The sequence below is a fragment of the Bacteroides sp. 11BF genome (genome assembly GCF_019633765.1).
Classification (GTDB): Bacteria; Bacteroidota; Bacteroidia; order Bacteroidales; family Bacteroidaceae; genus Bacteroides; species Bacteroides hominis.
In genome coordinates this window covers 1-14,049 of sequence record NZ_JAFKPJ010000020.1, presented here as the reverse complement: position 1 = coordinate 14,049, position 14,049 = coordinate 1, and the positions used below count along the sequence as shown (strand labels likewise).

8 protein-coding genes are annotated in these 14,049 nt (G+C 43.9%); 2 read left to right on the top strand and 6 right to left on the bottom strand.

Annotated features, from left to right (window positions below; genetic code table 11):
• Nucleotides 1–27: 27 nt before the first annotated feature.
• Nucleotides 28–1,446 carry an adenosylhomocysteinase gene (gene ahcY, locus JZY04_RS17855; protein WP_005781763.1) on the bottom strand — a complete coding sequence of 473 codons (1,419 nt, stop codon included), beginning with the start codon at nt 1,444–1,446 and terminating at the stop codon, nt 28–30.
• Nucleotides 1,447–1,632: 186 nt separating this feature from the next.
• On the opposite strand from ahcY, the gene JZY04_RS17850 reads away from it, so the two are divergent.
• The gene (locus tag JZY04_RS17850) at nt 1,633–3,201 is read left to right on the top strand and encodes a PAS domain-containing sensor histidine kinase (RefSeq protein ID WP_122142313.1); all 1,569 of its coding nucleotides are present in this window, start codon (nt 1,633–1,635) and stop codon (nt 3,199–3,201) included.
• A 57-nt stretch (nt 3,202–3,258) separates the two neighbouring features.
• On the opposite strand, the gene JZY04_RS17845 is transcribed toward JZY04_RS17850, so the two are convergent.
• The 3 genes from JZY04_RS17845 to rpsO form a co-directional block, all read right to left on the bottom strand.
• Nucleotides 3,259–4,908: an AMP-binding protein gene (locus tag JZY04_RS17845; RefSeq protein ID WP_032535413.1), complete on the bottom strand. Its 1,650-nt coding sequence runs from the start codon at nt 4,906–4,908 to the stop codon at nt 3,259–3,261.
• A gap of 35 nt (nt 4,909–4,943) precedes the next feature.
• On the bottom strand, nt 4,944–5,519 hold the full coding sequence (locus JZY04_RS17840) for a helix-turn-helix domain-containing protein (protein WP_005781772.1): 576 nt from the start codon (nt 5,517–5,519) through the stop codon (nt 4,944–4,946).
• Nucleotides 5,520–5,677: 158 nt separating this feature from the next.
• Nucleotides 5,678–5,947, bottom strand: a complete 270-nt coding sequence (gene rpsO, locus JZY04_RS17835; protein ID WP_005781774.1) for a 30S ribosomal protein S15 — start codon at nt 5,945–5,947, stop codon at nt 5,678–5,680.
• A 155-nt stretch (nt 5,948–6,102) separates the two neighbouring features.
• On the opposite strand from rpsO, the gene typA reads away from it, so the two are divergent.
• A complete protein-coding gene (gene typA / locus JZY04_RS17830; RefSeq protein ID WP_122142312.1) occupies nt 6,103–7,902 on the top strand; it encodes a translational GTPase TypA in 1,800 nt (599 codons plus the stop codon).
• Between the two features lie 229 nt (nt 7,903–8,131).
• On the opposite strand, the gene JZY04_RS17825 is transcribed toward typA, so the two are convergent.
• Complete coding sequence (locus JZY04_RS17825) at nt 8,132–10,159, bottom strand: RagB/SusD family nutrient uptake outer membrane protein (RefSeq protein ID WP_122142311.1); 2,028 nt, start codon at nt 10,157–10,159, stop codon at nt 8,132–8,134.
• Between the two features lie 14 nt (nt 10,160–10,173).
• Nucleotides 10,174–13,434, bottom strand: coding sequence for a TonB-dependent receptor (locus tag JZY04_RS17820; protein WP_122142310.1), 3,261 nt, complete (start codon nt 13,432–13,434; stop codon nt 10,174–10,176).
• Between the last annotated feature and the right edge of the window lie 615 nt (nt 13,435–14,049).

Below are 14,049 nucleotides of genomic sequence, written 5' to 3'. Positions count from 1 at the left end.
ATTCGTAAATCGTCCAATCGTAACTTTTTAATATCTGTAGTGGTCGGCTTTATATGGGCCGTCAACCGAAACTCCGATATAGGCAGCCTGCTCAGGAGTCAGTTTGGTCAGCTTTACGCCGATCTTTTCAAGATGCAGTCGGGCTACTTCTTCATCCAGGTGTTTCGGCAAGCGATATACGTTGATGTCGTATTTCTTGTTGAACAGCTCGATCTGTGCCAGTGTCTGGTTAGTGAAAGAGTTGCTCATCACGAAAGAGGGATGTCCTGTGGCGCAGCCCAGGTTTACCAAACGGCCGTCTGCCAGCAGAATGATGCTGTGTCCGTCAGGGAAATAATAACGGTCTACCTGTGGTTTGATATTGACACGTTTGATACCCGGGTAATGTTTCAGGGCATCTACCTGAATTTCATTGTCAAAGTGACCGATGTTGCAAACAATGGCCTGATCTTTCATCTGTTCCATGTGATCGATACGGATGATGTCGATGTTACCGGTTGTGGTAACAAAGATGTTACCTTCTTTGCAGGCGTCCTCCATGGTCACTACCTCAAAACCTTCCATAGCGGCCTGAAGTGCACAGATGGGATCGACTTCTGTCACTAACACGCGGGCCCCATAAGAGCGCATGGAGTGTGAGCAGCCTTTACCTACATCTCCATAACCGCATACTACAACTACTTTACCGGCAATCATTACGTCTGTGGCACGTTTAATGCCGTCTGCCAGTGATTCGCGGCAACCATACAGGTTGTCGAATTTAGATTTGGTAACCGAGTCGTTTACGTTGAAGGCAGGGAACAACAACTTGCCTTCTTCCTGCATCTGGTATAGGCGATGCACGCCGGTCGTTGTCTCTTCCGAAACTCCGCGCACTTCAGCCGCTACCCGGTGCCAGCGTTCTTTGTCTTCTGCCAGCACTTTTTTCAGTATGGCGTTCAGTTCTATTTCATCTTCGGCATGTACCTCTTTGTCCAGTACGGCAGCATTATTTTCTGCTTCATAGCCCACATGGATCATCATTGTGGCATCCCCGCCATCGTCGACAATCACTGTCGGCCCTTTACCTCCTTCGAAGTTCAGAGCCTGCAAGGTACACCACCAATAGTCTGCCAAAGTTTCACCTTTCCAGGCAAATACGGCAACACCTGAAGCTGCAATGGCTGCTGCTGCATGATCTTGTGTCGAATATATGTTGCAAGAGCACCAACGGACTTCAGCTCCCAAAGCCACCAGCGTTTCAATCAGGACAGCAGTCTGGATTGTCATGTGCAGCGAACCCATGATACGGGCACCTTTCAACGGTTTGGATTCTCCATATTTTTCGCGAAGAGCCATAAGGCCGGGCATTTCTTTTTCTGCCAAGTCGATTTCCTTGCGACCAAAGTCGGCAAGTGTGATGTCTGCCACTTTGTAGGGCAGGGTAGAGAATAATTCTGTGGACATAAATGTAAATTGTTTAAAATATAAAGTGGTGCAAAGATAGAACATTCTGAATAGTAGGGCAAAAGCTATCGGATTTTTTAATCAATAATAACTTCGATTTGTAGGATATTTTTCAGATTTATGTATTATATTTGCAAGTAATGAAATGCTATATACAACAATATAGATTAAAACAGACTGAAATCCATGGGATACTACGAGCATAAAACAAAAGAAGAACTACTGGAAATTGTAGAGAAACTGGAGGAGAAAGTGGAGAGGCTTTCTTCGGAACTCGACTCTCTCAGGAAAGGACGGTTCCGAGAGCGATACAGTACCCGGATTTTGGATGCTTTGCCCGATATGCTTACTGTTTTTGATCATAATGCCAATATAGTAGAGTTAGCTTCATCACCTACTACGAATCATGTTGAAGGTACGACAGCCGATAGTATTATAAATTCAAATGTAAAAGATATTGTTCCTGAGGAGGCTTATGAAAGTGTTCGTCAGAACATGGATAAAGTAATCCGTACCGGGAAGAGTTCGATAGCCGAACATTCGTTAACGCTGGACGGCGTTCTTCATCATTATGAAAATCGTATTTTCCCGTTGGATGATCAATATTTGTTGTGTATGTGCCGTGACGTATCACAGGAAACCGAAATGGCAAGAACCAACGAGGTTCAGCGAAGTGAGATCGTACGTCTCAATTCGTTGATGAATGATATTCTGAATAATATTCCTGTCTATTTGTTTGTGAAAGATACAGGGAACGACTTTCGTTATCTTTATTGGAATAAAGCTTTTGCCGAATATTCGGGTATCTCTGTCGAGAGGGCCGTAGGGAGGACAGATGCGGAGATATTTCCGGATAAAAAGGATGCGGAGCGTCTCCGGCAAGATGATTTGAAAGCGATGGAGCTGGGACGCATTGAGTATCTGGAAACTTATACCACTATGAGTGGCGAAGTCCGTACAGTGACCACCATGAAAACAGTGGTTCCTTCAGGAGGACGGTATCCTTATATCATTGGAGTGTCATGGGATGTGACCGAAACAAAGAAGACGGAAAAAGAGTTGATAGCGGCCCGGATCAAGGCAGAAGAGGCCGACCGGATGAAATCTTCGTTTCTGGCAAATATGAGCCACGAAATACGCACTCCGCTAAATGCGATTGTAGGTTTCTCCAAACTGATTATCGAGGCGGACGATGAATACGAAAAGCGGCAATATGCCGATATCGTAGAGCATAATTCGTCTGTTCTGTTGAATCTCTTCAATGATATTCTCGATCTTTCTGCACTTGAAGCCGGTTCCTTGGAACTTTCTTTTCATCCTGTGAAGTTGAAAGATATCTGTCTGCAATTGCATGAATTGTATGTGAAATCGGTTAAACCGGAAGTTCGGCTTATGTTGGACGAAGTAGATCCGCAGCTATGCATACAAGGAGATTGGGAGCGTATTTCGCAGATTTTGGTCAATCTGATCACCAATGCCATTAAGTTTACTTCTGCCGGAGAAATTCATTTCGGATTTCAGGAGAAGGCCGATATGGTGCAGTTTTATGTATCGGATACAGGGAAAGGAATCCCTGCAGAAAGGGTGGCTACGATCTTCCAGCGTTTCGGAAAGATAGATGATTTTGTGCAAGGCACAGGGTTGGGACTGACTATTTGCCGTATGCTTGTCGAAAAGATGGGCGGACGAATCTGGGTACGTTCCAAACAGGGCAAAGGAACTGTTTTTTATTTTACTTTACCTGTGAAGCGATAATGATAAGTGATTAACGTTTGGAATTTCTCTCCGGTTAATCACTTATCATGTCTGTTTTTATATAATCTGGATACCTTGTTCTTCGCAGAGTTTCAATCCTAAATCCTTCAGTTTGAATTTTTGTATCTTTCCGCTTCCGGTCATAGGGAACTCATCAATAAAGAAAATATATTTGGGTATTTTGTAGCGGGAGATTTTATTACGGCAGAAGTCCTGCACGTCTGATGCCTGCATGGTTACCCCTTCGTGCAGAATGATGAAGGCGCCTACTGCTTCTCCATACTTTTTAGACGGAATGCCTGATACCTGCACGTCTTTTACTCCTTCAAGCTTATAGAGGAATTCTTCGATTTCACGCGGATAGATATTCTCCCCTCCACGTATGATCATATCTTTGATACGCCCCGTGATGCGATAGTTTCCATTTTCGTCCTTGATTCCCAAGTCTCCTGAGTGCAGGAAGTTGTTTTTATCTATCACTTCAGCTGTAGCTTGTGGGTTCTTATAATATCCTTTCATGGTGTTATATCCGCGATTGCACATTTCTCCCTGTACGCCGATCGGGCATTCTTCACCTGTTTCCGGATCAAGCACTTTTACTTCTGTGAACTCAAAGTCACGTCCTACAGTGTTGCAGCGTACGTCAAATGGATCGTCAATGCGGGTGGCAGTCATCCCCGGAGCTGCTTCAGTCAGCCCGTATACGCTGGTCACCTTCATATACATTTTTTCTTCCACCTGTTTCATCAACTCTACCGGGCAGAGTGAGCCGGCCATGATGCCTGTACGAAGACTCGACATGTCGAACATATCGAACATCGGATGATTTAGTTCGGCGATAAACATGGTAGGTACTCCATAGAGTGCGGTACATCTTTCTTTATGGATGGATGCCAGTACGATGAGTGGGTCAAAGCGTTCAACCATCACCTGGGTACAGCCGTGAGTCAGGCAGTTCATGGTGGCTAACACTACGCCGAAGCAATGGAACAGAGGTACGCAGCAACATAGTTTATCGTCGGCTGTGAATTTCATATGCTCGCCGGTCAGGAAACCATTATTGCTTATATTGTAATGTGTCAGCATGACCCCTTTGGGAAAACCGGTTGTTCCGGAGGTATATTGCATATTTACCACGTCGTGACAGTCGACGCCGGCTTTGAGTTCATTGAGTCTGGTGTCTTCTATATTATCGCCTAATAACAGGATTTCCTGTGTATTGTACATCCCGCGGTGCTTCTCTTGTCCTACATAGATCACATTTTTCATATAGGGGAAACGTTCGCTCTTCAGATGTCCGCGTTCACAGGTTTTCAGTTCCGGAAGCATATTGTAGGTCATCTGAACAAAGTCGCTGTCCTTCTCTCCATTAACAATGCAGAGTGTATGCATGTCCGAGTTCTCGCACAAGTATTCCAGTTCAGCTTGTTTATAGTTGGTGTTTACTGTCACGTAGACTGCACCGATTTTTGCACAGGCATATAGCAGAGTCAGCCAGTCCGGTACGTTTGCCGCCCAGATGCCTACATGGGTACCTCTTTCCACTCCGATGGCAATCAGTCCTTTCGCCATGTCATCCACCCGTTTGTTGAATTGCTTCCAGGTGAAACGCAGGTTACGGTCGGAGTATACAATGTATTCTTTGTCGGGTGTTGTTTCGGCCCAATGTTCAAGCCACTGACCGAGTGTTTTTTCGTATAGTTGCATGTTTTTAGTATGTGTGGAGCGATAATCGTTGATCATTAAATCGGTGTATAGATCACTGCCAGAATTTTGGCAGCCTGTCCTTCGTAGGCATGAACGTGATGAGGGACGATGGAGTCATAATAGATACTATCGCCTTCCTCAAGCAAGTAGGTGCTCTTTCCGTAACTGATTTCCATGACTCCTTCCATGACCATGATGAATTCCTCTCCTTCATGGGAAGATAGCACGAAATCACTGTCTTGTGTAGGGGCTACATCGATAATGAACGGTTCCATGTGGCGGTCGGCTTTTGACTTGGACAGTGAATGGTACTGCATGTGTTTGCGCGAATGGATGGCGTTGTTTGAAAAGCTGATCGTGTCTGTTGCTTCCATTTTGCGCGAAACAACCGGGCCTGTTTCATCCTGGTCGTCGAGGAAAGTGCCCAGACGTACGCCCAATACACGGGCTATTTTGATAAGCGGTGCCAATGACGGTAGGTCAATATTGTTTTCGATACGTTCTATCTGTTCGATAGCCAGTCCCGAGCGTTCGGCAAGTTCTTCTATTGAGATTCCTTTATTCTCACGGAGTGATTTTATCTTTTCTCCTACGATTTTACTTGTATCCATAATGTTTGAATGTATTTTCCTGGTAAAAGGTTATAATTTAATTCGTTTTGCTGCAAAATTAATGAAATTTTATATCCAAGCAAGGGGAAGGGTAAAAAATAAAAGCCGTTTCTTCCCGATGGAAGAAACGGCTTTTAAATTTTGTTCGCGGTAAGTGATTACTTACGCAAGCCAAGCTCTTTGATGATATCACGATATCTGGTGATATCTTTTGCTTTCAGGTAGTCGAGCAAAGCACGACGTTTACCTACTAACATAGTCAAAGCTCTTTCTGTACTATAATCTTTTCTGTTGAGCTTCATGTGCTCAGTCAGGTGAGTAATACGGTATGAAAACAAAGCTATCTGGGCCTCAGCTGAGCCAGTATCAGTGTTAGACTTTCCGTACTTACCGAAGATTTCTTGCTTTTTAGCAGCGTCTAAATACATAATTAATAAAATTATTGATCTATAAAATGTTTCTTTGAGCGTGCAAAGATAGGCATTATCTTTTATCCCACAATGAATTGCAGGAAATATTTTCTATACTATCCCTTTTTTCTAATCCAATTTTTGTACCTTTGTCGCCAAATAATAGGTATTCTATGCAAAATATTCGAAACATTGCAATTATTGCCCATGTTGACCATGGGAAAACGACTCTCGTCGATAAAATGCTTTTAGCCGGAAACTTGTTTCGCGGCAACCAAACAAGCGGTGAATTAATTCTGGATAACAACGACTTGGAGCGTGAACGAGGGATAACGATTCTCTCTAAAAACGTTTCTATCAATTACAACGGAACTAAGATTAATATTATTGATACTCCGGGACACAGCGACTTCGGTGGTGAAGTAGAGCGTGTGCTCAACATGGCCGATGGATGTATTCTGTTGGTTGATGCTTTTGAAGGTCCGATGCCGCAAACGCGCTTCGTATTACAGAAAGCTTTGGAAATCGGATTGAAACCGATTGTTGTTATTAATAAGGTGGATAAGCCGAACTGCCGTCCGGACGAAGTACATGAGATGGTGTTCGATCTGATGTTCAGCCTCGATGCTACTGAAGAGCAGCTTGACTTCCCGACAATCTATGGTTCGGCTAAGAACAACTGGATGAGTACGGACTGGAAAGAGCAGACAGACAGCATTGTGCCTTTGCTGGATTGTATTGTCGAGAACATTCCTGCTCCGGAACAATTGGAAGGTACTCCGCAGATGCTGATCACCTCACTCGATTATTCTTCATATACAGGCCGTATCGCTGTAGGACGTGTTCACCGCGGTACGCTCAAGGAGGGTATGAATGTGTCTTTGGCTAAGCGCGACGGTAGTATTGTAAAATCTAAAATAAAGGAAGTTCATGTTTTTGAAGGGCTGGGCCGTGTGAAAACGACTGAGGTTTCTTCAGGAGATATTTGTGCTTTGGTGGGTATTGACGGATTTGAGATTGGAGATACGATCTGCGATTATGAAAATCCGGAAGCATTGCCGCCTATCGCTATTGATGAACCGACTATGAGCATGCTGTTTGCCATCAACGATTCTCCGTTCTATGGTAAGGACGGTAAATTTGTAACTTCACGTCATATCCATGATCGTTTGACCAAGGAGTTGGATAAGAACCTCGCATTGCGCGTGCGTAAGAGTGAAGAAGACGGTAAATGGGTTGTATCGGGTCGTGGTGTGCTTCACCTTTCTGTTTTGATCGAAACGATGCGTCGTGAAGGTTACGAGTTACAGGTTGGACAGCCGCAAGTAATTTATAAAGAAATAGATGGAGTGAAGTGTGAACCGATCGAGGAACTTACAATCAACGTACCGGAAGAGTATTCAAGTAAAATTATCGATATGGTGACTCGCCGTAAGGGTGAGATGACCATGATGGAGAATACCGGTGAGCGTATTAACCTTGAGTTTGACATGCCTTCACGCGGTATCATCGGTCTTCGTACGAACGTTCTGACTGCTTCGGCAGGTGAAGCCATCATGGCTCACCGTTTTAAAGAATATCAACCGTTCAAAGGTGATATCGAACGTCGTACCAATGGTTCGATTATCGCTATGGAAGGTGGTACTGCATTTGCTTATGCAATCGATAAACTGCAGGATCGTGGTAAATTCTTTATTTTCCCTCAGGAAGAGGTATACGCTGGGCAGGTAGTGGGTGAACATGCTCACGAAAAAGACCTGGTTGTAAATGTGACTAAGTCGAAGAAACTGACCAATATGCGTGCTTCCGGTTCTGATGAGAAGACCCGTCTGATTCCTCCTGTACAGTTCTCTCTTGAAGAGGCATTGGAGTACATCAAGGAAGACGAATATGTAGAGGTTACTCCGAAGGCTATGCGTATGCGTAAAGTGCTTTTGGATGAAAACGAACGTAAACGCGCTAACAAGAGCTGATATTTCCGGATATTTATATAATGAAAGGCTGTGCAATTTTGCGCGGCCTTTTTGTTTATATATACCGTTCTTCTAATATGTAATATAAAAAAGGACATCCTCACGGACGCCCTTTTTCCAATTTTCCTTTTTTAAATTTGTGTAGTTGCTATAAATCTCTTACCACAACAACTTTATTATATACTAAAAATCAATACTTTTTTATATTTTGCTTCCTATTGGAAAACTATTATTCGATAGCAGGCTCGCTTGTTTTGTTTGGCCAGTATGGGTTCTGGTAAAGTACAGAACTGTTGACTGAACGATCCGGAGACAGGAGCTCCATCTGCCGTATCGGCACCGGATACAAGTAGTATGCCTTAGCGAATGTGTAACCGTCGAATACAGCGTTATTTGCTTTTACGATTGAGTATGGACGTACATACTTACCTAATTCTTTTGCTGACATATTGGCTGTTGAACTACCGTCTGATACAATCTTATATTTAGGCTCGCCTTTGTCGTTCTTCATTGCCACATAGTCATCATAAGCTTCATCCCAGAAGTTGAATCCTTCCGGAACATATTTGGTTGTAAGCAATTGATCCATAGCTCTCCAGCGCATCAGGTCATCCCAACGCATACCTTCACCGATGAATTCGCAACGACGTTCACGGCGGATATTGAATAAAGTTGCGTCTACCAATGTAGAACCGGAGTATTTAGCCCAGTCTACTTCTTTGCTCATATCTGTATTGCGAATGGTCTTTTCGTAATCTGTGTCCACCCCACCACGTTTGCGGATGGCGGTCCAGTATTGGGCTGCTTTTCCATCTACCTTACCATTTCTCAGATAATATGCTTCCAGATAGTTGAGGTAAGCTTCCACACCGCGATAGATGATGCATCCTGTGGTCGACTGGTCGGAACCCGAGATAATCTGATCCTTTTTATAAGTCAGGCATTTACGGATGCGATATCCTGTCAAATCTCTTACTTCTTCCAGCTCAAAGAGAGCAGGTTCGCCGAACTCGGGCATAGTGCCGTCACCATCGGCTCTCGGAGCCTGTTTGTCTTTCTCGCCGAATAAGAAAAGTTGTAAGCGCTGGTCACGTCCTTCTTTTTCTTCCTGAACCCTGCTGTCACCTTTAAATCCGCTGTTGCTGGCATACCAAGGCAATCCATTCTCCATCAGGAAGGTCTGTACATAGCTTCTCAACATTCCATTGTTTCCGCCTGAATAAATATAGTTGGGAGCACCGTGGCTGATGTTGATACTTCCCGAACGAAGATAGTCTTTCCAGAAGAGAACTTCGGAATAACCGCTCATATCTTCGGCAGAGAACATCTCAAAGTAGGGATTCCAACCGGAATATTCGCTGTCGCTAAGCGGATTGAATACCCCTGTATTTTCGGTCAGTGTGATAGCGTCCGCTACTTGTGAAGCTGCATCCATACACTGGTCGAGGAAAAAGTTGATTTCGGCTGCTACATCAAGTGAGAAATTCGGATGTACGCTCTTTCCCGGCCATGTTTCGTCACCCGGTACGCGACCCGTTCCCTGATGATATTTCTCAAATGTAGCTTCGTATAATGCCACACGTGATTTGATCAGCAAAGCACACTGTTTGTTCAGGCGATTGTTGCTCATAAAGCCTTGGTTTTTCATTAACCCGATAGCTTTGTCGAGATCTTCAAGAATGAAGCGGGCCACTTTATTACGTGGCTGACGTACACTCTTTTCAATCAGTATCGCTTCATCATCCGGAAGCACCTCAGTGATAATAGGGTAATCTCCGTATTTGCGTAGCTGGTTGTAATATACCAATGCACGCATGAAATACATTTCACCGATGTAGTGTTTGAGGTCATCTTCTGATCCCGAGATCTTTCCGGCTTCGTATTTAGGTAATACTTGTTCGAAGAAGTAGTTGCAATAACGGGCCAGTGACAATCCGTTGGACCAGTTGTCATTGTTTGAAGGTACTTTCCAGATCCCTTTTTCATAGTAGGTAGAGTTATAACCACCTACTACCATGTTGTCTGTACCGCCATCATTGTTTACCGTACCGGCATTCCATCCGCTATGTGTTGAGAACATAGAGTTGTATTTTGAAATAGTATATGCTGCCAGGTGGTCTGCAGTTTGGAAATACTCTTGCGGAGTGACTTGATCCAGCGGCTCTCTGTCCAGAAAGTCGTTGCACGAAGTCAGAGCCATGGATGCTCCCGCTACGAGGCAAGCCTGCGCCACGATATATTTCATTTTAATTTTCATATTCTTGGTGTTTTTTAGAAGTTAACATTTAAACCGACTGAAATGACTCTCTGCAACGGATACAGTTTACCGTTGTTCGTATCATATGTACTTCCGATTGCTTCCGGGTCGAAGATGCCTGTGATATCGGAGAAAGTAAGCAAGTTGTCTCCGGATACATAGACACGTACAGACGACATACCTGCCTTTTCTGTCCATGTTTTGGGCAAAGTATAACCTATCTGGATATTTTTCAGACGGCAATAAGCTGCGTTTTGCAAATAACGGCTTTGTACATTCGTATTCTTACCACCGTTTCTTGCTACACGTGGGTAGTAAGCATTGGTGTTTGCTCCCAAGGGGTCACCTTCCGGACGCCAGAAATCCCAATGTTCCTTGAAGCCGGCAGCCTGCCATTGTCCAAGGCCGGTTGATCCCCAGAAGTACGGGCCTTGCAGCCAATAGTCACGTTTGCCAATGCCCTGGAAGAATGCGCGGAAGTCAATTCCTTTCCAGCTTGCGTCAAGAGTCAGACCGTAGCTGTACCGTGGGGTACTGTTACCCAGGATTACGCGGTCGCCTGTATCTCCCAGTTTATTGCTTCCTGTGCTGATCTTGCCATCACCGTCGATGTCGGCATACATAATGTCGCCTGCACTCCATTTACTACCCAAGGCCGATTGGTCTACTTTTGCCAGATGAGCATCCATCTCTTCCTGGCTCTGTGCGATACCTACCGTCTTATATCCCCAGATGTTGTTGAGTTTCTGCCCTTTATAGTAAGTACCTATGTTATAGTCTTCGTTCGGATATTTCAGAATCTTTTGCTGAGAATCAGACAAAATGAATTTCACACCGTAAGAGAAGTCGCGGATACGGTCTCTCCATCCCAGTTCAAGTTCGAAACCATAAGATTTCATGTCAGCATTGTTAATCTTCGGAACGCCTGTACCTAACGATGAAGAAAGTTCTGGAGCCGGACCGATCATGTCGTAAGTATAGCGGACGAAGTAGTCGAACGAACCTGTTAAACGGTTATTGAACAGTCCCCAGTCCAAACCAACGTCCCAAGTCTCAATGGTTTCCCATGTTTTCTTCATGCTCACAATGCCCGGATTATTGGCATAGTTAGGTAATGCGCCGTTAAGCAACCAGCCGTAGTTAGAGCCTGTAGGCATCGTCTGATAGAAAGGATACCATGCATCATTAGTGTTGGTATTACCTAATTGTCCCCAAGAAGCACGAAGTTTCAGTGTACCGATATCGCATTTTTCTGCGATTTTTTGGAAGAATGGTTCCTGAGCAACGTTCCATCCGGCAGAGAATGAAGGGAAAAATCCCCAGCGTTTGTCGCCTATAAAGCGTGATGAACCGTCGTAACGTCCATTAGCCTCAATCATATAACGGTCCTTGTAGTTGTAGTTGATACGTCCGAAGAAACCTGCGACAGCATTGTGAGCGTATCCACCCCATGTCTTAGGGTCGTCGGTAGCTGTATTAATGGTGGGGACACTATTTGAAATTAAGGTTGTTTTCTGCCCTTGCAGGTAACGGGTTTTGTATAACTCGCTATTGAAACCTGCCATCACCTTGAAGTAATGTCCGTTGTCGAACTGTTTGAAGTAGTCTGAATAGATGTTGGTTGTGTAGTAGTTCTCTTTATATGAATATTCGTTTACTTCCGAAGTTCCGTTTGCTTTTCCTCCCCATGAAATCAGATAAGGGTCGTTATCTGCATTGTAGGCATATATAGGTAATACATCCCAATGTTCGTTGGTGTTTGTAGTACGTAAACTACCTTCCAGATTAATACGCCAGTTTTTGATCGGTTCAAAAACGAATTGTATCTGTTGGGTATTTAGGTCTTTCTGGTTGATTTGTTTTCCTCCGGTTTCAAGTTCTGCAATTTCCATTCCATCTACCGGATGCCCATTCGGGTCGTAGGCAGGGTTAGTCGGCCAGCGGCGGGCGATGTTGTGGAAGAAGAGACCTGTCAGATATGACGGGCGGTCAAAGTCTTCGCGTGTCCATTTGGTTGAGTAAGTGACAGTGAACCAGTCAGCAACTTGGCTTGTGATTTTACCGTTCATCGTATAGCGTTGAAAATTATCGCTACCATGACGGAGCAGACCGTTCTGGTCAAGGAAGCTCCCGCTGATGGTGTATTGTGTCTTTTCTGTACCTCCGCTGATACTCAGGCTGTGTTCTTGTGACGGAACCCAGTCATTATAGAATTCTTTGAACCAGTCGGTATTGGCATTAGCACCGCCATAAGCCTGCCATTTACGGGTTTGTTCGTTCATGGTCATTGTCTCTTTCAGGGTTCCGGCTTGGTAGGCAAGGATACGGTCGAGTGCTTCTTGGCTGAATGGGCCTGAGTCACCTGCATTTTCGGCTGCACGATTGAAGTATTGTGCGAATTGATAAGAGTCCATCATTTCCGGTACACAGAGTGCATCAGAGAAACGTACATTACCATTGTAGCTCACTCTTGCTTTGCCACTCTTGCCACTCTTGGTTGTAACAAGTATTACACCGAATGCGGCACGGGCACCATAGATAGAGGCAGAAGCTGCATCTTTCAGTACCGATACGCTTTCAATATCGTTCGGGTTAACAGAGTTCAATTCCCCTTCAATGCCATCGATCAAAATAAGAGGAGAAGAACCTGAACCATCACCAATAGTACCGGCACCACGGATATTGATACTCATCGAGCTGTCCAGTGCACCTCCGGAGTTGCCTACCGAGAGGTTCAGACCCGGGACTACACCTTGCAAAGCCTGCGATACGTTTTGTACCGGCCGGGCTTCAAGTACGTCGGAATTGACCATGCCGACAGCACCGGTTACGTTCACTTTCTTCTGTGAACCATAGCCCACAATAACAACTTCATCCAATACCTCTGCATCTTCTTTCATCGTAATGTTGAGGACTGTACCTTCTGCTTTGACAGTTACGGTTTTGTAGCCGATGTAAGAAATTTCAAGTGTAGCGCCTTTAGGTACGTCAAAAGAGAATTTACCATTCAGGTCGGTGATAGTTCCCATGGTGGCATTGTCTTTCACTTTGACGGATACACCAATCATGGCCTCCCCATTTTGATCAACCACGGTACCGGCCGCTTTTACTTTTTGCTGTTGTGCAGTGGTGATTTCGTGTTTTTCGTAAGTATCGGCTGCCGCTTGCTGAGGTGTTGCACACCATAGCATGATAGAAGCAGCGATTGCCATTTTCAGGCGATTTGTTTCTCGAAACCGGATTAGATTCGGAAACAGGTTAGTTTTTTCTGTCATACACTAAATTGTTCGGTTAAACATTAATTTGATAGTTTGTTTTAGGATTCCGGATTCGATTGTATTTCCGGAATAGGTTTGTAAAGGATTCGTTTTTTCTANTTAAGTTCTCACGGAACTTGGAAAAAGGTAATAAGTTTGCCATCAGGTATCTTTTGTGTTTGTTTATTGTTGTTTTTCTTTATTATTGGGGGCTGTATTAGTGGTTACAGAGGGTTTAGATAGTTGATTATGTTAAATGGTCACATAATTATGCTATTCTGATGATGAACATTGCGCAAATAAAAAGTAGTTTCTTTTCTACCGTCTTCTTATAGGATGATATATTTTATTTATTGCTAATCTGTTTTTAATAGATTGGTAGTACTATAAAAAGAGATAATGAAAAATATTATTATGTTTTCTTGCGTATTATTAAAACTTATCGCATCTTTGCCAAAAGATACTGTGAGTTTATAAACACATGATAACCTGTGTTAACGAAAAATATTAAATGGGAATAGGGCGGAGATTAAAGCATACTTGAAGAAAAGACCTAAATGTGATAAGTTCCGTGAGAACTAAATTTCTTCTCTTTTTTTATTTTAGCAATGAGATTCTCTTAATTATAGAAAC

Bases quoted from the DNA above. Each gene is read 5' to 3' on its own strand.
- ahcY (WP_005781763.1), bottom strand. From the start codon at position 1,446: ATGTCCACAGAATTATTCTCTACCCTGCCCTACAAAGTGGCAGACATC.
- JZY04_RS17850 (WP_122142313.1), top strand. From the start codon at position 1,633: ATGGGATACTACGAGCATAAAACAAAAGAAGAACTACTGGAAATTGTA.
- JZY04_RS17845 (WP_032535413.1), bottom strand. From the start codon at position 4,908: ATGCAACTATACGAAAAAACACTCGGTCAGTGGCTTGAACATTGGGCC.
- JZY04_RS17840 (WP_005781772.1), bottom strand. From the start codon at position 5,519: ATGGATACAAGTAAAATCGTAGGAGAAAAGATAAAATCACTCCGTGAG.
- rpsO (WP_005781774.1), bottom strand. From the start codon at position 5,947: ATGTATTTAGACGCTGCTAAAAAGCAAGAAATCTTCGGTAAGTACGGA.
- typA (WP_122142312.1), top strand. From the start codon at position 6,103: ATGCAAAATATTCGAAACATTGCAATTATTGCCCATGTTGACCATGGG.
- JZY04_RS17825 (WP_122142311.1), bottom strand. From the start codon at position 10,159: ATGAAAATTAAAATGAAATATATCGTGGCGCAGGCTTGCCTCGTAGCG.
- JZY04_RS17820 (WP_122142310.1), bottom strand. From the start codon at position 13,434: ATGACAGAAAAAACTAACCTGTTTCCGAATCTAATCCGGTTTCGAGAA.